Source organism: Asaia siamensis (genome assembly GCF_014635085.1).
GTDB classification, from domain to species: Bacteria; Pseudomonadota; Alphaproteobacteria; order Acetobacterales; family Acetobacteraceae; genus Asaia; species Asaia siamensis.
Genome location: NZ_BMCH01000003.1, coordinates 439,201 through 460,618, shown reverse-complemented (window position 1 = coordinate 460,618; position 21,418 = coordinate 439,201). Strand labels below are relative to the sequence as shown.

The 21,418-nt window shown below is 58.8% G+C and carries 16 protein-coding genes and 1 riboswitch; of the genes, 7 read left to right on the top strand and 9 right to left on the bottom strand.

The window, feature by feature from the left end; genetic code table 11:
- The first annotated feature begins 30 nt into the window (after nt 1-30).
- Complete coding sequence (locus tag IEV53_RS07890; RefSeq protein ID WP_188426213.1) at nt 31-906, top strand: peptidylprolyl isomerase; 876 nt, start codon at nt 31-33, stop codon at nt 904-906.
- A gap of 341 nt (nt 907-1,247) precedes the next feature.
- On the opposite strand, the gene IEV53_RS07885 is transcribed toward IEV53_RS07890, so the two are convergent.
- The 5 genes from IEV53_RS07885 to chvE form a co-directional block, all read right to left on the bottom strand.
- Complete coding sequence (locus IEV53_RS07885) at nt 1,248-1,724, bottom strand: hypothetical protein (protein ID WP_188426212.1); 477 nt, start codon at nt 1,722-1,724, stop codon at nt 1,248-1,250.
- A 234-nt stretch (nt 1,725-1,958) separates the two neighbouring features.
- Nucleotides 1,959-3,026 (bottom strand): fatty acid desaturase, encoded by a 1,068-nt coding sequence (locus IEV53_RS07880; RefSeq protein WP_188426211.1) that lies wholly within the window; start codon nt 3,024-3,026, stop codon nt 1,959-1,961.
- Between the two features lie 193 nt (nt 3,027-3,219).
- Nucleotides 3,220-4,479 (bottom strand): multiple monosaccharide ABC transporter permease, encoded by a 1,260-nt coding sequence (mmsB, locus tag IEV53_RS07875; RefSeq protein ID WP_306414284.1) that lies wholly within the window; start codon nt 4,477-4,479, stop codon nt 3,220-3,222.
- Nucleotides 4,480-4,484: 5 nt separating this feature from the next.
- On the bottom strand, nt 4,485-6,068 hold the full coding sequence (mmsA, locus tag IEV53_RS07870; protein ID WP_188426210.1) for a multiple monosaccharide ABC transporter ATP-binding protein: 1,584 nt from the start codon (nt 6,066-6,068) through the stop codon (nt 4,485-4,487).
- A gap of 4 nt (nt 6,069-6,072) precedes the next feature.
- Nucleotides 6,073-7,152 (bottom strand): multiple monosaccharide ABC transporter substrate-binding protein, encoded by a 1,080-nt coding sequence (chvE, locus tag IEV53_RS07865; RefSeq protein ID WP_188426209.1) that lies wholly within the window; start codon nt 7,150-7,152, stop codon nt 6,073-6,075.
- Nucleotides 7,153-7,932: 780 nt separating this feature from the next.
- On the opposite strand from chvE, the gene IEV53_RS07860 reads away from it, so the two are divergent.
- Nucleotides 7,933-11,169, top strand: coding sequence for a Hint domain-containing protein (locus IEV53_RS07860; RefSeq protein ID WP_188426208.1), 3,237 nt, complete (start codon nt 7,933-7,935; stop codon nt 11,167-11,169).
- A gap of 53 nt (nt 11,170-11,222) precedes the next feature.
- Here IEV53_RS07860 and IEV53_RS14910 read toward each other — a convergent pair whose 3' ends face one another.
- The 4 genes from IEV53_RS14910 to IEV53_RS07845 form a co-directional block, all read right to left on the bottom strand.
- A complete protein-coding gene (locus IEV53_RS14910; protein WP_264784125.1) occupies nt 11,223-11,357 on the bottom strand; it encodes a hypothetical protein in 135 nt (44 codons plus the stop codon).
- Entirely contained in the window at nt 11,354-12,100 is a 747-nt protein-coding gene (locus IEV53_RS07855) for a DUF3313 family protein (protein ID WP_188426207.1), read from the bottom strand. Before IEV53_RS07855 ends, IEV53_RS14910 begins: the two co-directional genes overlap by 4 nt.
- Nucleotides 12,101-12,226: 126 nt before the next feature.
- On the bottom strand, nt 12,227-13,606 hold the full coding sequence (locus IEV53_RS07850) for an ATP-binding protein (protein ID WP_188426206.1): 1,380 nt from the start codon (nt 13,604-13,606) through the stop codon (nt 12,227-12,229).
- Nucleotides 13,603-14,322, bottom strand: coding sequence for a response regulator (locus IEV53_RS07845; protein ID WP_194408583.1), 720 nt, complete (start codon nt 14,320-14,322; stop codon nt 13,603-13,605). The genes IEV53_RS07850 and IEV53_RS07845 overlap by 4 nt, the downstream gene beginning before the upstream one ends.
- Nucleotides 14,323-14,440: 118 nt before the next feature.
- Nucleotides 14,441-14,646, top strand: a riboswitch (cobalamin riboswitch).
- 135 nt (nt 14,647-14,781) lie between these two features.
- On the opposite strand from IEV53_RS07845, the gene IEV53_RS07840 reads away from it, so the two are divergent.
- From IEV53_RS07840 to IEV53_RS07820, 5 genes are read left to right on the top strand one after another with little or no spacing between them, the layout of a single operon-like run.
- A complete protein-coding gene (locus IEV53_RS07840; RefSeq protein WP_188426204.1) occupies nt 14,782-15,162 on the top strand; it encodes a DUF1636 family protein in 381 nt (126 codons plus the stop codon).
- A complete protein-coding gene (gene cobW, locus IEV53_RS07835; protein WP_188426203.1) occupies nt 15,159-16,181 on the top strand; it encodes a cobalamin biosynthesis protein CobW in 1,023 nt (340 codons plus the stop codon). Before IEV53_RS07840 ends, cobW begins: the two co-directional genes overlap by 4 nt.
- 3 nt (nt 16,182-16,184) lie before the next feature.
- On the top strand, nt 16,185-19,463 hold the full coding sequence (cobN, locus tag IEV53_RS07830) for a cobaltochelatase subunit CobN (protein ID WP_188426202.1): 3,279 nt from the start codon (nt 16,185-16,187) through the stop codon (nt 19,461-19,463).
- Between the two features lie 25 nt (nt 19,464-19,488).
- A complete protein-coding gene (locus IEV53_RS07825) occupies nt 19,489-20,793 on the top strand; it encodes a cobyrinate a,c-diamide synthase (RefSeq protein ID WP_229719758.1) in 1,305 nt (434 codons plus the stop codon).
- Nucleotides 20,784-21,353, top strand: coding sequence for a histidine phosphatase family protein (locus IEV53_RS07820; RefSeq protein ID WP_188426201.1), 570 nt, complete (start codon nt 20,784-20,786; stop codon nt 21,351-21,353). Before IEV53_RS07825 ends, IEV53_RS07820 begins: the two co-directional genes overlap by 10 nt.
- The last annotated feature ends 65 nt before the right edge of the window (nt 21,354-21,418 follow it).

The window sequence follows — 21,418 nt, the reverse complement described above, 5'->3', positions numbered from 1 at the left end:
AAGAGCGCCCTGTGCAGGCAATGTCATGCCATGCGTTTTTTCCTGCCTTCCCTGACACTTCTTTTTCCTGGTCTGGCAGTTGCCGCTGCGGGGCCGAGCCCTGCAGAAATCGTCGCTCAGGCACCTGTCTCTGCCTGGCATGATGTGTCGCCAGAGCGTCTTCTGGTCATGAAAATGGGCGATGGCGGGCGGGTCTTGATCGAGCTTGCGCCTGAATTTGCCCCTGTGCATGTCGCCAATGTCGTACGTCTTGCCCGGTCGCATCAGTGGGACCGGGGCGCCATTATTCGTGTGCAGGATAATTACGTGGTGCAATGGCGTGTGCGCGATGAGGCTGCCCCTTTGCCAAAAGGATTTGTTGCGCATCCAGAAGCTGAATATGAGCGTCCTCTGGCCGGGCTTGATTACATGGCTCTGCCTTACCCTGATCCCTATGCCGCACAATCTGGCATTGCTTCCGGCTGGCTTGTCGGGCGCGAGGGTGAGGAAATCTGGCCAGCCCATTGCTATGGCGTGGTCGGTGTCGGTCGGGAGATGCCCCCTGACACCGGAGACGGGCGTGAACTCTACGTGGTCAATGGCGAAGCACCCCGCCAGCTGGACCGCAATCTGGCCGTTGTCGGACGCGTGCTTGAGGGTATGGAGCATCTGGGCGCGCTGCCTCGCGGGACAGGGCCGCTCGGATTTTATGCTGATCCGCGCCAGAACGTTATGATCGAGAGCGTGACACTTGCGGCCGACCTCCCGGCATCTCTCCGACCTGTCATGCAGGTCATGCGCACGGACAGCCCGTCTTTTCATGATTATCTGGCGGCACGCGCCGCACGGCATGATCCTTTTTTTGTCCGTCCGGCAAAAGGCGTGGCGCTCTGCAATGTGCCTGTTCCGGCACGGGAGAGAAAATAGGCCTTGCTCCTGCAGAATCGCTTCGACAGAGGATGTCACGCAAAAACGGGTCGTATGGGATGAGATGCTTCTCGCTGACATGATGAGGGCAAAGTGCTTGCCTTGTGCCGTCTGACCAAAGCCCTCAGCCTCTGGAAGCGGCAGAGAAAAGCGAGAGTAATGAGAGGGCCACATTTTACGAAGGTTTAAAGCATCAGCGTGAGGTCTCGTGGGCAGAACATGATGGCTGTGGCCAAACTGATAGCCGAGAAAAACACGGGTGGGCTTCGAGCCTGGCGTGTCGCGACACGGTGCCGTCTCCTGTCTCAGTGCTTGTCACAGCTCAGGCTTGTTGTGAGGCATTATTGGCCCGGCATGTAAAACATGGCCCCTTTTTCCAAATACTTCGAAAAATCTGGGTCAGTTTTTCCTTTTGGGGGCAGAACTTTGCAAGCTGGCCTCGCAGCACGTGATTCACGCAAGAAGTTATACTGGATATGAAGCCACTCTTCAGGGTAGGGTTCAAAATCCTCGGGGTGATGAGAGGTATAGGCTTCACGGCCCAGGAATTCGTGGTATCTCACCATGGCTTCAAAATGACTGCGGCCTTTTATCTCGGAAATCTTTATAGCGCTTTCATCAAGAAGGGCTCTGAAAGCATCGCCCATGGGGCCACAAAGACAGAGGCCTGGAAGCATCTGTCCATTCTCATCAGGTTCGAGCCATATTTCGTGGACAAGCGACATGTCTGTGCCTGTAATAGGTACAGAATGAGTGATATTTGCCGTATCCTTTTTGATTTCGGAATCTTTGAAGGTATTGTCGAGCGGGAATGTCAATACAGATATCTCCTGTGAAGAAGAAATCCCATGCAATACCCGATTATTGCGTGGCCGCAAACTCTACTCTTCCTTGCTGGAGAACGATATACGGGACGACGGGTGAACTGCGCCGAATGGCGCAGTCCGTGCTCTCACGCCTGGTCAACCCTCCGAAATCTTTGTCGATGATCCAGGCACCGATCAAAGTGGTAAGCCAATTACGCAATGGTCGGAGCAGTTGTCGCCTTTACGTCAGTCTCCGCTGAAAACCGGAACGGAAGGACGCGCGCGGTGGGCTGCCGAGAACGGTATCATGCGGCATGCGGTCTCATCCCATAATGTATGGCGAAACAGCTCTCTGAAGGCTTCGCGCAGACCCAGAATCTTGACGTCGTGAAAGACTCCATGGGCGTCATGGCATGCGGCAAGACGATAATTGGGAATGCCGGGGGCAGCGTGATGGATGTGGTGCAGCCCGATATTGCCGGAAAACCAGTTCAGCCAGCCCGGCAGCCGAAGGAAAGAGCATCCCGTCAGCGCGGCTTCGAATGCACTCCACTGTTCATCCCGCTCCCAGTGAACCCCTTCGAATTTATGTTGGACCAGAAAAAGCGCGACGCCGATGATTGCTGCCGGATAAATGACACCAAGCGTCAGGAGGGCTGTCAGGATGACACCGAAATGCCAGGCCAGCCCACCGTAGAGAAAGAGAATACAGAGATTGGTTGTATGCACCCCCAATCGTTCGATCCGCCATGATCGAGGCGTGTCGAACGGAATGCGATAGACAAGAAAGAAAATGACAGGCGGCATGACAAGAAGCGTGAAAACCGGGTGTTTTGACAGGCGATAGGCGAGCCGCTTACCGGCTGACATCGCGTAATATTCCCGCACGGTCGTGCAGTCCGAATAGATGTCGGAAAGGCGCCCACGGCTTTCGATATTGTTCCAGTCGCCGTGATGGGCGGCATGGTGGCGGCGCCAGTGATCGAATGGGGTAAAGGTCAGAAGGAAGCATAATCTCCCTACGGCCCGATTGGCCCGGCCGGATCTAAACAGGGAGCCGTGTCCACAATAATGCTGCAGGGCAAAGCTGCGTATCGCCAGCCCACTCGCCAGAGGCAAAAGCAGCAATACCAGATAGAAGCCATGCGCCACGCCGAGATACAAAGCCGCATAGCACGCGATCAACCCACCGATCGTCGATACGGATTGAAAAGCGCTGATCCTGTGATCAGGCGACTGGAATGTCTTGATAGAACGGATATCTGCCGCGCGGCAGGGGGGTGGGGTCGTGTCTGAAGCGATCGATTGCGTCATGGGGTTCGGAACGATGATTTTGCGAAGAGCCCCAGACTGCCTCAAACGGGTATGAGATCACAGACTTGTGATTGTTAAAAAAGACCAATTCGGTCTCATTTATGTAACAGGAATGGGTCATTTATATGAAATATGGAAAAATCGGGTCGCAGGATCCGCTCCGGGGCGGACCCTGCTGGGTTGATCCGCTGCCTTACGCCCTGCGCTGGTTATAGACATCCACACAGACGGCACCGAGCAGAACGAGCCCTTTCAGAACCTGCTGATAATCGATGCCAATGCCCAGAATGGACATGCCGTTATTCATGAGCCCCATGATCAGGGCACCGATCACGGCACCGCCCACGCGTCCGACGCCGCCATAGGCTGACGCGCCACCGATGAAGCAGGCCGCAATGACATCAAGTTCGAAGCCGAGCCCTGCCTTGGGGGTGGCGGTGTTCAGACGGGCCGCAAAAATCAGGCCACCCAGAGCCGCCAGCACACCCATATTGACGAAGGTCAGGAAGGTGAGGCGTTCGGTACGAATTCCTGAGAGTTTGGCTGCGCGCACATTGCCACCCACAGCGTAGATCTGCCGCCCGATCGTCGTTCTGCTGGTCACGAAGCTGTAGATGCCAATCAAGAGCGCCATGATGATCAGCACATTCGGCAGGCCGCGATAGCTGGCGATGAGTGTCGCAAGATAAACGATGATACCGAAGACGGCGATATTCTTGCCGATGAAAAGGGGCATTGGCTCGACTTCGATGTCATTGCGCTGATAGCGCGTGCGGCTGCGCAGCGATGCCATGACCATCGCGCCTCCTACAGCGATGCCGAGAAGGAGGGAGGTCAGGTTGTAATGACCCAGTTTTGGCAGGAATTCGGGAATGAAGCCCGATGAGAGCTTCTGGAAGACTGTCGAGAAGGGGCCAAGAGACTGACCGCCCAGCAGCGCCAGAGCCAGCCCCTTGAAGACGAGCATGCCCGCCAGGGTAACGATGAAGGAAGGGATCTTGAAATAGGCAATCCAGTAGCCCTGCGCTGCGCCGATCAGCGCACCTGTCGCAAGGCAGGTCAGGGTGGTCACCAGAAAATTGCAGTGCAGTTGCACCATCAGCACTGCGGCGACCGCGCCGGTAAATCCGGCCACGGAGCCGACAGACAGATCGATATGGCCTGCCACGATCACCAGCAACATGCCGAGCGCCATGACCACAATATAGCTGTTCTGAAGCACCAGATTGGTGAGGTTGAGCGGGCGCAGCAACGTCCCGTTGGTCATGATCTCGAAAAACAGGCCGATCGCGACCAGCGAGATGAACATGCCATAATCGCGCAGATTATTGCGTATGAAGCGCCTCATGGCGCCATGGCTGCTGCCCGGTGTCTGGCCGCTGGGTGCATTGCCGGAGGGTTTGTCTTTACCGGGGGCGGTATACCCGCCCGGAGTCAGAACGTGTTCGCTCATCTGGGTCACACTCCCAAGGCGAGGTTGGTCGCCTCGCTGGGTATGGAGGAAATGGGGAGGGGCGCGCTGGTGCTGCGGATAATGGCGCGCATGATCTTTTCCTGTGTGGCGTCTTCACGGGTGAATTCACCGACAAAGCGCCCTTCATTCATGACGCAGATACGGTCGCAGATACCGAGCAGTTCAGGCATTTCCGAAGAGATCACCACGCAGCCACGACCGCTATCGGCCATCTGCTGGATCAGGGCATAGATTTCGTATTTGGCCCCGACGTCGATCCCGCGTGTTGGCTCGTCGAGAATAAGCACATCAGGATTGGTAAAGAGCCATTTCGAGAGGACGACTTTCTGCTGATTGCCGCCCGAAAGTCTGCCAGCCGCCTGCTGCACGTCGGGCGAACGGATACGCATCCTGTCGCGATAATCCTGGGCGATGCGCAGTTCGGCAATTTCGTCGATCACCCCGTTTTTTGCGATACCACGCAATTCGGCAAGCGAGATGTTGTGGCGGATCTCATTGTTCAGATGCAGACCCAGCTCCTTGCGATCTTCGGTGACGTAAGCGAGACCCGCCCTGATGGCCCGGCTGACTGTCGAAACATCGACAGGCTTGTCGTGCATCGTCACCCTGCCGCTGATGCGGGTGCCGTATGATCGGCCGAACAGACTCATGGCGAATTCCGTACGCCCCGCGCCCATCAGCCCCGCAATGCCGACGATTTCTCCGGCGCTGACATGGAAATCGACATGGCGAATGACCTGCCTGTCAGGATGGAGCGGGTGCCATACCGACCAGTCTTCAACCGTCATCAGCTTCTCACCGATCTGCGGTGTATGGGCAGGATAGCGATGCTCTAGATCGCGATTGACCATCAGCCGGATGATCTGATCCTCATCGGCAGGGCCATTGCGGCAGTCGATCGTCCCCACACTGCGTCCGTCGCGCAGCACCGTGATGCGGTCTGCAACGCGGGAAATCTCGTTGAGCTTGTGCGAGATCAGGATGGAGGAGAGCCCTTCTGCCTTGAAGGCCAGAAGCAGGTCGAGCAGAGCCGCACTGTCGCGTTCATTGAGGCTGGCGGTCGGCTCGTCGAGGATAAGCAAGCGCACCTTTTTCGAGAGCGCCTTGGCGATTTCGACAAGCTGCTGTTTGGCTACCCCGAGATGGGTGACAAGGGTTTCGGGGTCTTCGGTAAGGCCGACCTGACGCATCAGATCCCGGGCACGGGTTCTTGCTGTATCGCGATCAATTACGCCGTAACGGCCCGGCGGATGGGTGATGAAAATGTTTTCCTGCACCGAAAGAAGCGGGATCAGCGCCAGTTCCTGATGGATGATGATGATGCCGAGTGCTTCGGAACTGTTGATATCGGCAAAGCGGCGTGCTTCGCCGTCAAAGACAATTTGGCCGTCATAACTCCCGGCGGGGTAGACCCCGCTCAGGATTTTCATGAGTGTCGATTTGCCGGCGCCGTTTTCACCGCATAGCGCATGAATTTCGCCCGGTTCGACGGAAAAGCTGACATCACTCAAAGCTGTAACGGGGCCGAACCGTTTCGCGATGGCCTGCATTTCAAGGATCGGGTTCATGGCGCTACTCGATCTGGCTGGCGGTATAGTAACCGCTATCGATCAGGGTGGGGCGGATATTGGTCTTGGTCACCACAACCGGGGTGAGCAGATAGGCTGGTACGATCTTGACGCCGTTATTATAGGATTTCGTATCGTTCACCGGCACGGTCTTGCCTGCAAGCATGGCATCGACCATGTCAGCGGTTACGGCAGCGAGTTTGCGCGTATCCTTGAATATCGAGGAATACTGGTCGCCTGCCATGATCGATTTGACTGACGGAATTTCGCAGTCCTGGCCGCTGACATAGGCCATCTTCGTGTCGCCGCTGCCATAGCCTACCCCTTTGAGCGACGAGATGATGCCGATTGAAATGCCATCATAAGGCGACAGAACGGCGTCAAGATGACGGTCGGTGTAATAGGCGCTCAGCAGATTATCCATACGCGCCTGAGCAGTTGAGCCATCCCAGCGCAGGGTAGAGACTTTCTCCATGGTTTTCTGACCGGAGGGAATGACGAGCTTACCGCTGTCCAGATAGGGTTTGAGCACCGACATTGCGCCGTTGAAGAAGAAATAGGCGTTGTTATCATCGGGTGATCCGCCAAAAAGCTCGATATTGAATGGCCCCTTTGCCTCTGGCAGGCCAAGAGCCTTGGTGAGTGAGCTGGCCTGCAGCACGCCGACCTGAAAATTATCGAATGTGGCGTAATTGCTTACATCGGGTGAATTACGGATGAGACGGTCATAGGCCACTACCCTGACGCCGCGCTGCGCTGCCTTGTGCAATGTGTCTGAGAGGGTCGTGCCATCGATGGCGGCAATCACGAGCACCTTGTCGCCTTTGGCGACCATGTTCTCGACCTGGGAGACCTGATTGGGAATATCGTCATCAGCATATTGCAGATCGGTACGATAGCCGCGCGATTGCAGGGTTTTCACGATGTTGTTGCCATCGGCAATCCAGCGGGCGGAAGATTTGGTGGGCATGGCAATGCCGACAACCGGCTTCTCTTCAGCCGATACCGTAGCAGGTGTTACGATACCGAAAAGACAGGTCGTGGCCAGAGATAAGCAGACAAGGCCAGTACGGATTTTGGTCATGGCGCGAAATGTCCAGGTAACGGTCTGCCGCGTGGTCATGACGCCGCAGGAGCCGATTGAGGGTTTGTGCCGCGAGTGTCGGTTTGTGCAGACACTTCGGCGGGGGAGAACAGCCGGATGACAGCCATCATCGGCAGATAGGCGTCGAATGTTCCTCCAGAACGTCTCGTCACGCAGGGGCGCAAGGGCTTCGCCCGAATCGTCACACATCATGATATAATCATCTCATTGTTGTGTGATAAATAACGAAATGAAACGTTGTCGGAAACGTGATTAACGTTTCGTATGGCTGAAATTGAGCCGCTTGCTTGCAGCGGGAGGCTCGTCGAGCGTCGCAGGAGGGGAAAACTGGCGTGGATGAAGCGCTGAGCGCCATCTGGTAAAAATGGGGCAGACCCGAATGCTTCTCATCGGGGAAATTCCTGCTCGCGAATCACGAGAATCGTGTTTCCACGAAAAACAACCCTTCTCAGCTTGTATTTGGCAAACACCTTGTCGTGATTTCTGTTTCTAGGAAAATATCGCAAAACCCACAATATGAATTATCTAATGCGGAAATATAGTTTTTATTATTTATTAACAAAATTTGATGGCCATTAAATTTATGGGACGTATTTTGGGGAAATTTTAACGGAATGGATATCTCTTGAAATAGTTAACGAATGGTGTCAGCAAGATGTTGTTCTAACGAATTTTTCCTTTTGCAAACTCTCGTTGTATACTTGATCAGATCGATCTGTATTCCGGGGGTGCAATGTCCTTTGGAGCGGATATCGAGAAATGGCTGCAGATCCTCATACAGCGGCACAGCGCTACACTCAGGTGGCTCTCAACGGCGAGGTATGGAGCGCCGTCAATGTCAGTGGGGTCACGCGCTACCAGAGCGGGGCCATTGTCGTTGATGGGCCGATTGTTCTGGGTGGCGCGACGACGCTTATCGTTACAGCTGGTGCGACAGCCTCCGGTATTCTCGGCGCAGGCACGGGAGGAAGCCCCAATGTGGTTGTGATGAGTGGTGGGACGCTCGCACACTCAACCATTAACAAAGGCAGTGTCACCGTAAGTAGTGGAGGCGTGACCAGCGGCAATGCATTCAGCGGCGATAGTGTGACGCTTGCTGCCGGTGGTAGTTCGGTCGCTGATGATTATTACGCCACAGGGGGATCGACCGGCGTGGTTTCCGCCCTTGCCGGCGCGCAGATGGCCAACGTCACGTTCACTTCGGGCATGACGCTGAGCGCGATTTCCGGTGCGAGCTTGTCAGACATCAAGGCTGATGCGTCTGCTGCCGTGTATTCGGGTGGCAAGGCGGTCAATTTCACGACCAGCAACATCACCATCAGTGACACGGTGGTGACCAGCCATGGTGTGGCGACAGGTGCACTGATCACAGGCGGTGTCTGGAATGCCGTCAATAGTGGCGGTGTTACGTATTATCAGAGCGGCAGCGTATCGATTTCCGGTCCGGTCTTCTTTGATAATGGAACGTTGAATATCACGTCCGGCGCGGTCGTTGACGGACTTCTTCAGGGCCAGAATGGCATTCCGACGGTCAATGTGCTGGCCGGTGGAAAGCTGATCAACTCCACGCTGAACAATGGTTATCTCATCGTTCAGTCCGGTGGTTATACCTCCGGCAATAACGGCAACTCGGAACAGACAACGATTTCGGCGGGCGGCAGCTCCGTAAACGATAATTTCTATACCAACTATGGTGGAAATGACTCGGTAACGGTTCTGAGCGGTGGCAGTATTACAGGGGTAAATGTCTCCAACACGACCCTGACGGTATCGAGCGGTGCGACATTGGGGTCATTCCACAACCTTTCAGGTGGCACGATCCAGATACAGCCCGGGGCCAATGTCGGTTCTGCAACGACCATCACCTCCAATCCGGCCACAGCCGATCAGCGCTACAAGCAGGTAACGCTCGGCGGAGAAGTCTGGAGCGCCGTCAATGTCGGCGGCCAGACAGTCTATCAAAGCGGTACGGTCACGGTCAGCGGCCCCATCGTCATGGGTGAGACATCCACCCTCGTCATCACCTCAGGGGCAACAGTTTCGGGTCTGCTTGCTGGTGCTGCCGGCGGTACCCCGACCATCACCGTCATGAATGGCGGCAAGCTGATCAATTCGACGGTAAATTGGGGGAATCTGACGGTTGCTGCGGGGGGATATACTTCCGGCAATGCGTTCAATGCCGATAAGGCGACCTATGCCTCGGGCGCCCAGTCTATCGATGACGATTTCTATGCGACCAATGGCCACACCGCGGTTATTTCTGCTGCTGCCGGTGCAAGTCTGACAGGCAGTATGGTCACGTCAGGCATGACCTTGAGTGCCCTTACGGGGTCGCTGCTCACCAGCATCAAGGCCGATCAGATGGGTGTGGTGATCTCAGGCAACAAGCAGGTCAATTTCACCACCAGTAATGTGACGATCGACTCAGGCGTTGTGACATCGCATTCACTGGCGACGGGGGCCTATCTGACTGGGGGCGTATGGTCTGCAGTCAATAGTGGTGGCGTTACCTATTACCAGAGCGGCAGTGTCTCGATCTCAGGGCCGGTCTATCTCGAAAATGCTACGCTCAATGTCATGTCGGGGGCTGTGGTCGATGGTCTTTTGGCCGGGCGTAGTGGCTGGCCTGTGGTCAACGTCATGGCCGGAGGCGTGCTCCAGAACTCCACCCTGAACAACGGCTATCTGAACGTGGCGTCCGGGGGGGTCACGTCCAATAATTATGGCAACTCCGAAGCAACGACTATTTCTTCGGGCGGCAAATCCGTCAATGACACGTTCTATACGACCTATAACGGCAATGACTCCGTTACAGTTCTGGGCGGGGGATCGATCTCGGGGGTCAATCTTTCGAACACGACCCTCACCGTTTCCAGCGGTGCGACCCTGGTGCCGCCCCTCAATCTGGGCAGCGGTGCAACGGTTACGATCTACGGCGCGGCAGATGTCTGCTTCCTTGCTGGCACGATGATCCGTACGGCAGAGGGTGAAACGGCAGTTGAGGATATCAGGATCGGTGATGAGATCCTGACTTTCGATCCGCAGACACAGGAGGCTGTTCTGCGCCGCGTTACCTGGGTGGGTGAAAAGGAGAAGACGGTCAGCCACAGCCTGTCAGCCAATCTTGCCGATTATCCTGTCCGCATTCTTAGGAATGCTCTGGCTGAAAACATGCCGCACAAGGACCTTCTCGTGACGGCAGAGCATTGCCTGTATCTCGGTGGCGGTTTTGTGCCGGTGCGTATGCTGGTCAATGGGCGCACCATCTTCAGCGATACCAGCATCACGACCTATCATTACTATCATATCGAAACCGAGCATCATGCTGTCATCTGGGCCGACGGTGCCCTGACGGAGAGCTATCTCGATACCGGCAATGCCCGGACCTTCGCCCAGCCGGGTGCTGTCAAACGTCTCCCGGGCCAGGCAAAGACATGGGAGCAGGACGCCGCCGCTCCGCTGCTTGTTGCGCGTGATGCGGTTGAGCCCCTGTTCAACGACCTGCTTGCACGTGCCATCCATCTCGGGACGGAAAGCCGCCTGACCACACCGGAAATGACGATGGATGCCGATCTCCATCTCATGACCGAGAAAGGCAAGATCATCCGCAAGCTGCGCGAGAACAAGGACCAAGTGACGTTCATGATCCCGCCCGGTACGCAAAGCGTGCGGCTGTGCTCGCGGGCAAGCCGCCCCTGTGACGCGATTGGTCCCTATGTGGATGATCGTCGTCTGCTGGGCGTTCTGGTCGGCAGCATCACGCTGTTCGATGCCACGGAGACGGTGGAACTGACTCGACATCTCTCCGGCGAGGCGCTGGATGGCTGGCTCGGAAGCGACGCCTGCCCCTGCCGCTGGACCAACGGCAATGCCTTGCTCGAGCTCGATCTTGGGGCAAGAGACACGGTCTCCATGCTCGCGATCCAGATTGTGGAGGGCGGCCCCTATCTGGTCGACGCAGATGCCCGGGATCAGGAAATGAGCCTGAGCGCCTGATCGGGAAACGGGGTCTCTTTCCTTGCGAAGAGAGACCCCGGATTATTATGCATTCATTCACCGCCCTCAGGCGGGCGAGGGGTGAAAACCAGCGCAAGGCAGGTTTCGATGGCCATCAGCGCATGGCGATCGACAAACAGGCCGAGCAGGGGCCAGTGGCGGCGCAAAGTGAGGCGAAAAGGGCTCATGAGGGGCTTTTTCCTCCGACATAGGCAGGAGAGGCAGAGGCCAGACCCGTCTTGAGCACCTCTTCTTTCATCAGCAAGGCCGCCAGATGAAAAGCGCGTCGTGCATGGGCATAGGGCAGCCACTGGCCGACCATGTTCCACGGCATCCCGTTATTATAGGTCGCGATGGCCAGAACCGGCGCACCGGTTGCGGCATCGGTGGCGATCAGTTCCTCGCTTGCTCCGCCGGGGGCTGGCGGTGGAATGGGTGGCAGGCCGCCACCCGCTGCACCGGCAGCAAATCCGGCCACGATCGGCAGGGCATTATAGTACCATTTGCTGCGGCGCAGATTGGTGATGGCCGCGCTGATCCTCAGAGTGCCATGGGGCATCATGGCCACTGGACCTGCAGGCAGGATCTGGAAATCTTCGCCCAAAGTCTTGCGTAGTTCGGCTTCGAAGGCTCCGGTCATACGGGCCTGTATGTCGGGCTTGAGCACCGGAGCATTGCGCACGGGGTGCCACAGAACCGGATCAATCACCGCATAACGATAGCCCCCCGGATGCAGGCCGGGCGCAATATAGACAAGATCGTCCGTATGGCCCTTGGGGTGAGTCATCTGCCCGTAGGTTTCCGGTGCGATAAAACCGGTCCGGGTTGTTTTCTGCCCGGCACAGCCCGCCAGAAGCAGGACGCCGGTGCAGGAGAAGAGCAGGGACACAAGGCGTTGCGCCGGAAGGCGGCAAGAAAGCTGAGGGGGCATGGCGGGCTTTACCTGTGAGAGGGAAAACGAAGCCCCGCATGAAGGCTGCGTCTGATCAGTCTCTGATGCCCGCGTGATTTTTCAGGGTGATGTCCCGACTATATGAAAGCTGAAACAAAGGGCGAATTAACGGGGCCCCGGCAGGGAAACGCAGACATCGAGCCCGCCTTGCTCCCGATTATTCATGGCAATATCGCCCCCCAGCGCGCGTATGATCGTGCGGGCAGAGGTTAGACCGAGCCCAACGCCCCCCGTCTGGCGATTGCGCGATTTATCGAGGCGGAAATAGGGTTCGAAGACAGTCTGCAGAGCCGCTTCCGGCAAGCCCGGCCCATTATCCCTCACGATGATGGTCGCGCTGCCATCCGGCGCCGGTGAAAGCACGATCTGCGGCGCGGTGGCATATTTGATGGCATTTTCGACAAGATTGGAAAACACACGACGCAGCGCATAAGGAGGCCCGTTATATCCCGTTCTGTCTGGTCCGACGAAGCGCACGTCATGACCCTGATCGGTATAGTCATAGGCGATTGTCTGAAGCAGGTTCGACAGATCGAACATCGTGTTTTCCTCGCGTGAAGCATCGTCACGAAAGAAGGACAACGCGCCGTCGATCATGGCCTGCATTTCATCGACATCGCGAAACAGCAGCTTCTGCTGGTCCGTATCGTCGATGAATTCACCGCGCAGCCGGATACGGGTGAGCGGGGTTCGCAGATCATGGGAAATGGCTGCGAGCATGGTGGTGCGGTCGGTAACGAATTTGCGTATCTGCGCCTGCATTGCGTTGATCGTTTCCACCACCAGCCGGATCTCACGTGGGCCTTCTTCACTGAGCGGCATCAGGCGGGGCTGTGCACCCAGATTACGCACGCCATAGGCCAGATGTTCGATCGGGCGTGAGAGTTGGCGCGAGGCGATGGCGGAAACAGCGATGATCCACAGCGACAGCAGCACGGCTTCGAGACAGAGACGTTCAAAGGCATAGAGACCCCAGAAACGCTGCAGCGCGACACATAGGATCCAGCTTCCGTCGTCGCATTGCAGCGCCGCAAAATAGGAATCGTGAAAAACCGAGGGGTCATAAGGCAGGCCGGGCAGTTGCGAGACCGGATTGTCTACCTGAAAGACGGCAAGCCTCTCGGGCCGATGCGCCAGATAGGGTTTGAGGAACTCCCAGCCCTGTTCGATCTCGGCGGGGCGGTACTGTCCATGCAGCAAAGCCGTGGCAATGGCCGAGCCGGAGGGATACCAGCCAAAACGAAGCTGGTCGGTCGCCGCAGCTTGTGTCAGGGCCTGTCGTGACGCGGCAGGGGCAGCCTGGGTCATGCGGATGACGGTGGCTACCTGGGCGGGGAGTCCGGTCTCCTGAATATCCGGTTTGGTCCAGCGGCCGCCAAACAGGAAGAAGAGTTCAAGCAACAGCAGGGTGACCCCGGCAGCTAGCGCCACGGTCACGATCAGACGACGCGTGATCGTGTCGTCCAGAAACAGGTTTCGGCTCATGCGCGTCTGACCGTCGTGGCAAACATGTAGCCGCCATTGCGCACGGTGCGAATGAGGCTGGGATTTTTCGGATCGGTCTCGAGCTTGTGGCGCAACCGGCTGACCTGAACATCGATACTGCGGTCAAAGGCGGCATGATCGGGGCCGCGTGCCATGTCCATCAACTGGTCGCGTGTCAGCACACGCTGGGGATGCTCGGCAAAGGAAAGCAACAGGTCGAACTCGCCGCCTGACAGCATGACGAGTGCGTTTTCACTCGACCGCAACTCACGGCGGGCCACGTCAAGCTGCCAGCCCCCGAAGCACAGGACCGGTCGCGTCGATGGCGAACTGGGAGTAACCGGGTCGACGGTGCGCCGCAGCACGGCCTTGACGCGGGCCAGCAGCTCGCGCTGGTCGAAAGGCTTGGTCAGATAGTCATCAGCGCCGATTTCGAGCCCCACCACGCGATCGGTATGGTCAGCCATTGCCGAAAGCATGATGACCGGCAGGCGCGATGTTGTTCGCAGGCGCTGGCAGAGGCTGAACCCGTCTTCATTGCGCAGCATGATATCGAGAATCACGAGATCGACCGGCTGGGCCTCAAGCAGGGCGAACATGGCCTCACCATCTTCCGCCGTCGAGACGCGGTACTGGTGCTTACGCAGAAAGCTGGTCAACAGCGTCAGGATATCCTGATCGTCATCGACAACGAGAAGATGCGGCATGGGGGTCATCCCTCGTTCGTATCATGGAGCCAGACCGCCATGATGTCGGGGGCAGACATGATGTTTCAAGATGGAAATAATGCATCGACCGGCAGGGCCTCGCGCTTTGCATGGCGTGTTCGAAACCTGCTAGGACAGGCGTGACGGTGCCTCGCAAGGGGTGAAAAGGGAAGCGGGTCCGGGCAGAGATGCCCCAGTCCCGCGCTGCCCCCGCAACTGTAGGTGATGTCAAACCCCTGCCACGATCCCACTGGAACTCTTCCGGGAAGGGGGCAGGAATTTCGGGAGACCGGCATCACAAGCCAGGAGACCTGCCGTCAGTTCGCTGATTTCATGGACCGGCGGGGTGCCCGGATCGTGACGGATTGCATTTTGTCGAATGCGACAGGTCGGTGCATGCGCCGGCAATCATCACTGCGCCTTGTTTTCGGCCCCTGTTGCGGGGATGAGCAAAAAGCCCGGATTGTCATGAACGCGCAGCCCAAACCCGTTTTTCATGTCTGCCAGACCTGCGCCTCAGGCGGGCAGGCCCTGCATGATGCCCTGATCGAACTGGCAGATCCTGATCTGGTCGCAGTCGAGAGCGTGCGCTGTCTCGCTGCCTGCCGGCAGGGCTGCACCGCGACTCTCTCCATGCCGGGAAAATGGTCATGGCTGCTTGGTCAGCTGAGTCCTGAACTGGCGCCAGACCTGCTTGTCTATGCGCAGGCCTATGGTCGCTCGGCATCAGGCACGGTCATGCCATCCAGACGGCCTGACTCGCTGCGCGATATCATTCTGGGGCGTTTTCCTGCCCAGAATCCTGCTGCTCCTGCCCCACAACATGCCGTTCCGGAAAGCGTCTCATGAGCAAGATTCCTGTCACCATCATCACCGGCTTTCTTGGCGCCGGAAAGACCACGCTGCTGCGCCATCTGATCGCGCAGTCCAATGGTCGTCGCATCGCCATCGTCGTCAACGAATTCGGCTCGCTGGGCATTGATGGCGAGACGCTGCGTGGATGCAGCATTCCGAACTGCCCGGAAGAAGATATCGTCGAACTCACCAATGGCTGCCTTTGCTGTACCGTGGCGGATGATTTCATCCCGACCATGGAGGCGCTGCTCGATCGGCCGCAGCCGCCAGAGCATATCGTGATCGAGACATCGGGCCTTGCCTTGCCCAAGCCTTTGCTCAAGGCGTTCGGCTGGCCGAGCGTGCGCACGCGCATGACGGTTGATGGTGTGATTACCGTTGTCGATGGTCCGGCGGTGGCCGCAGGACGTTTTGCCGATGACCCTGAGGCCGTAGCGAAGCAGCGTGAAGAAGACGAGTCACTCGATCACGACAATCCGCTTGAGGAGGTCTATGAGGATCAGCTCGATTCCGCCGATCTGGTCGTGCTGAACAAGACCGATCTTCTCGATGAGGCGGCGCTTGCCAGCGTGGAGGCGGCTCTCGCTGGTCGCAAGCGCCGCGTGCGCGTTATCCGCGCCCGTGAAGGTCAGGTTGATCCCGCCGTGCTGCTCGGCCTTTCTGCTGCTGCCGAAGATGATCTGGCTGCTCGCCCGTCCCATCATGATGGCGCTGACGAACACGAGCATGACGATTTCACGAGCTTTGTTCTGCCCATCAGGGAGCAGGAAACTGTGGAGCGTTTCACCGCCCGCCTCGAGCATGTGGCGCTGACGCATGATGTGCTGCGGATGAAGGGCTATGCGCCTATCGCCGGGAAATCGCTGCGGCTGGGTGTGCAGGCAGTCGGTAGTCGCATCCGCCATGCCTTCGAACCATGGGGCAATGCCGCGCAGGGCGAGGGCAGGCTGGTCGTGATCGGGTTGCATGGGCTCGATCCAATTGCCGTGCAAAACAGCTTCGACGCTGGCTGAGCCATGCATCTTCTCTTTCGGGAAACGCATGATCTGGACGGGCAGGCCATGGCCGAGGATCTCGGTCATGAGCCCGCCGATCTCGTTCTGCTGTCTTTTTCCGAAAGCGATCTGCTCGGGCTGAGTGCCGTGCATGGCACGCAGGACCCCAGCCTGCGCGTGGCCACATTGTCTCGCCTGCGCCACCCGATGTCGGTCGATCTCTATCTCGAGCAGACCATTGCCCGGGCGCGTTGCGTGGTGGTGCGTCTTCTGGGGGGCACCGAATACTGGCGCTATGGTGTGGATGAACTGCGCGCCCTTTGTCGTGCACGGTCCATTCCTCTGGCATTCATAACGGGAGAGGCCACGCCCAACCCCGCGCTGAAAGCCCTGTCGAACGTCGATATTGCGCAATGGGAGCGTCTCGACGGACTGTTTCGTGAGGGGGGCGCCCGCAATCTGCGATGCGCCCTGACCCTTATGGCCAGCCTTGCCGGGCTGGCGCCGGATGATGGCGCTATTGCCGAGGCCCTGCCGCCCGCCGGTGTCTATCGTCGGCTTGGCACAGAGCGGACAAGCCGAGTTCTGCTGGTATTCTATCGCGCTCACCTGCTCGCGGCCGATCTCGACGGGGTCGATGCCCTTGCCGAGGCGCTATATGAATCCGGTCTTGGCGTTGACCTGATCTATGTGGCCTCGCTCCGTGCGCCGAGCGTCCTGCCTTTTGTTGATCGCTGGATGATGGAAGAGCCGCCGGAGATCATTCTCAATGCGACCTTTTTCGCTGCGCGTGGCGATGACGGCACCCCATCCGTGCTTGAGGCGGCGCAGGTGCCGGTGGTGCAGATCCTGCAGCCGAGCACGACCCTGGTCGCCTGGCAGAAATCGGGTCGTGGCCTGTCGCAATCGGATCTGGCGATGCAATGTGTGTTGCCTGAACTCGATGGCCGACTGACCGGCACTCCGATTTCGTTTCGCGACGAGGCAGCGCCCGGCCTGCCTGCAAGACGCGTTGCCCATGCACCGGGCATTGCGCTCATGGTGCAGCAGGTGCAGGGCTGGCTTCGTCTGGCGCGTCAAAGCCCGGCGGAAAGGCGTCTAGCGCTCGTTCTGTCCGATTATCCCGGTGCAGAAGGCCAGGCGGCCCATGCGGTCGGTCTCGACGGGTTTGCAAGTGTCGAGACTATCACGACACTGCTGCGGGACGCTGGTTATGCCATTACCTCTGTCGAGGCGTCCGCCCTGCCCGAGGCGCTGTGTCAGGCGCCGATGCAGCGTATTCTCGAAGCAGGAGCGTACCGCCTTTTATTCGAGGCTCTGCCCGAGGGGTTTCGTGAGAAGGTCATCGCGGCCTGGGGCGCGCCGGTTCAGCCCATCGAGGCCCGGTTCGTCGAACTGGGCACTATGGTGGTGGCGCTGCAACCGGGGCGGGGCAGGGCAAGCGAGCGCAAGGCGCAGTATCACGATCCTGATGTGCCCCCCTGCCATGCCTATATCGGTTTCTATCTCTGGCTGCGCGCAACACGCGCAATTTCGGCCATGATCCATCTTGGCACGCATGGCACGCTGGAATGGCTGCCGGGCAAATCTGTCGCGTTGTCCGAAAGCTGCGCGCCCCCTGTGCTGCTTGGGGATGTGCCTGTCATCTATCCGTTCATCGTTAATAATCCAGGCGAGGCTTCTGCGGCCAAAAGACGTCTTGGCGCGGTCATGATCGGCCATATGACGCCACCCGTTCAGCGCGCCGGGCTCGATAGCGCCATGGTCGATCTCGAAAGGCTGATCGACGAATATGCCGAAGCCGACGGGCTGGATCGTCGGCGCGGGGCATTGCTGCGGCGCCAGATCCTCGATCGGGCCGCAGATCTCGGCGTACTGGCAGAAAGCGGCGTGGCAGGCGGCGAGACGGATGAGGCCGAAGCTCTGGCCCGTCTCGACGCCTATCTCTGCGATGTGAAGGATCTCCAGATACGTGACGGGTTGCACGTGTTCGGCTGTCAGCCGCCCCGTCACGGCGCGCTGGTCGAGATGCTGGCAGAATCCGCTCAAGTAGCCTCTGATATCGTCACCTCCCGCCTCAATGCCTGCCCTCAGGCCGAGCGACAGGCGCTGCTTGCCGCACTGGACGGGCGTTTCGTGCCGCCCGGTCCTGCGGGTGCCCCCACACGCGGGCGTCTGGATGTGCTGCCGACAGGGCGTAATCTCACCACCATCGACCCGCGCCTGCTGCCAAGCCGCGCTGCGCTGATTCTGGCGCACAAGACCGCCGATCTGCTGCTGACGCGCCATCTTCAGGAAGAAGGCGAGAATCTGCGTCATCTCGTGCTCGATCTCTGGGGCAGCGCCACATTGCGCACAGGGGGCGAGGATATGGCGCTCGCCTTTCTGCTTATGGGCGTGCAGCCGCTCTGGGATGCGACGAGCGGGCGGATTTCCGGCTTCGAGATCGTGCCGCTCACGACACTTGACCGCCCCCGCGTGGATGTGACCCTGCGTATTTCAGGCCTGTTTCGCGATGCCTTTCCGGGATTGATCGCGCTTTTCGATCAGGCCGCCCGCGCCGTTGCGGCCCGTGCGGAAGACGAGGCATGGAACCCGCTCACACGTGATCCCGATGCTTCTCGCATTTTTGGTGCGGCGCCCGGCGCTTATGGTACCGGGGTCGAGGCCGCGCTGGCCGAGGGCAACTGGCAGACCCGCGATGAACTTGGTCAGCTTTATCTCGACGGGTCGCAATGGAGTTATGGCGGCGACCGCGAGGCAGTGGTTGATGCCGAGGGGTTGCGCGCGCGTCTGGGGCGCGCCGAGATGGTGCTGCATATCCAGGACCATGCAGAAACCGATCTGCTCGATGGTGTCGATACTGCCGCGCATGAGGGAGGCCTTGCTGCCGCCGCCGCGATGCTGGGCAACACGCCAAAGCTGCTCCATGGCGACACCAGCCAGCCGGAAACGCCGAAACTGCGCGACGTGTCGCAGGAAGTAGCCCGCATCACCCGAGGCAGGCTCGCTAACCAGCGCTGGATTGCGGGCATGATGCGCCATGGTTATCGCGGCGCGGCAGAAATGGCCCGTGGCGTTATGGCGCTTGAGGGCTATGCTTCTACCCTGCCCACGCGCTTTGACCGACAGATCGATCTGGCTTTTGCCGCCCTGCTTGAAAATGACGATCTGCTGGCATTCTTCGAGGCGCATAACCCGCAAGCACTGTCGGATATGAAAAGGCGTTTCGCCTCGTTGCGTGATCGCGGCCTCTGGCAGTCGCGCCGCAATATCGTTGCGCAGGTACTGGAGTCATGAGGCCCCGCAAGAGGAGAGACACGTCATGAGCCGTGTGTTGATGGTGGCAGCGCCCCGCTCGGGTTCAGGCAAGACAACCGTGACGCTGGCGCTTCTGAGCGCCTTCCGGCGTCGCGGTCTGTCGGTGCGGGCGTTGAAGACAGGGCCGGACTATATCGACCCAGCCTTTCATCAGGAGGCTTCCGGCGTGCCCTGCGCCAATCTCGATAGCTGGGCCATGTCAGGGCCGGCGCTGGAATCCCGTCTTGCCCGTGCCGGGGAGGGTGTCGATCTGGTGATCGTGGAATCCTCGATGGGGCTGTTCGACGGGCTTGCGTTGCCGGATGGGCAGCGCGGTGCAGCCTCCGATATTGCCGCGCATTTTGCCATGCCGGTTCTGCTCGTGCTGGATACGAGCGGGCAGGGGCAGAGCGTGGGGGCCGTCGCGCAGGGGCTGTCGCAATGGGACGAGACAGTTACTGTCGCGGGCGTCATTCTGAACAACATCGCCTCTGACCGTCACGAAAAACTCTGTCGCGCCGCGCTGAAAGAGCCTTTATGCGGCGTGTTCAGGCGTGATCGATCAATCGTGCTGCCAGAGCGCCATCTGGGTCTGGTTCAGGCCCGTGAACGGGGCGATCTGGCGGGGTTTTTCGACTCCCTTGCCAGCAAGGCGGAAGCTGAACTCGATCTGGATGCCATTTTCGCCCTGTCGCGTCCGATCGCTGCAACCGGCGTCAAAGGGGCCTCACTCGTGAATCCGCCGGGGCAGCGCATAGCGCTGGCTGACGACGCCGCCTTCTCCTTTCTCTATGCGCATCTGGCGGAAGAATGGCGTGAAGCAGGGGCCGAGATCCTCCCGTTCTCGCCGCTGCGTAATGAGGGGCCGGATGAAAGCGCCGATTGCTGCTGGCTGCCGGGAGGCTATCCCGAACTGCATGCCGCAGCCCTGGCCGCGGCCACTTCATTTCATGAGAGCATGCGCCGCTTCGCGCTGACGCGACCCATCCATGGAGAGTGCGGTGGGTTCATGGTGCTGGGGGCCGGGCTGGAAGACAGTGAAGGCACGACTCATGCCATGCTCGGGCTTCTGTCTCACGAGACATCCTTCTCCAGGCGCAAGATGGCGCTCGGTTATCGTCAGGCGCAGCTTTTGCAGTCTTCTGTTCTGGGGGCGGAAGGGACGAGGCTGCGCGGGCATGAGTTTCATTATGCCCGAGTGACCGATCCCGGCAGCGATGCCGCTTTTGCCCGGTTACAGGATGGCGAAGGCAACGATCTCGGCGTGGCGGGCGCGCAGCGCGGTCAGGTGTCAGGCACGTTTTTTCATGTGCTGTCTCGATGGGACTAGAGGCATCTTTTTCAGTTCTGCTGGCGCGTCATCCGCCCGTTCTGGGGACTGAAGGGCAGTGCTACGGGAGGCGGGACGTGCCGCTCGCACCAGGCTGGGAGCGCTTTGTCACAAGATGGGGCGGGCAGGGGGCGGTTTATGCCTCACCCGCGCAGCGCTGTCAGCGCGCCGCCGTCTTTCTGGCGGGTGGGGCACCTGTTCAGACCGATGCGCGGTTGCTCGAAATGGATTTTGGCGCATGGGAGGGTCAGAACTGGTCTGCCATCCCGCGAGAAGCGCTCGATGACTGGGCCGCTGATCCGTTCGGTTACCAACCGGGCGGAGGAGAAAATGTCGAGGCGCTCATCGCGCGTGTCACGGCTTTCTGGCGCGATCTCCTGTCCAGGGCGGAGAACTGCCGCGTGGTGACCCATGGCGGGCCGTTGCGCATCATGAAGGCACTTGCAGAAAACCGGGCGTTTCAGATGGAAGACCCGGCGCCCCCGCAGGGCGAAACAATTCTGTTGCATTTTTTCAACAAGAACGGCGCATTTGTTGCGCAAAACCCCCCACTCCGTTGACAATATGCAACAGACCAATGAGGAGTAGGCTAATCCTGAATCATTGGTAAGGTTTATCATGTTGG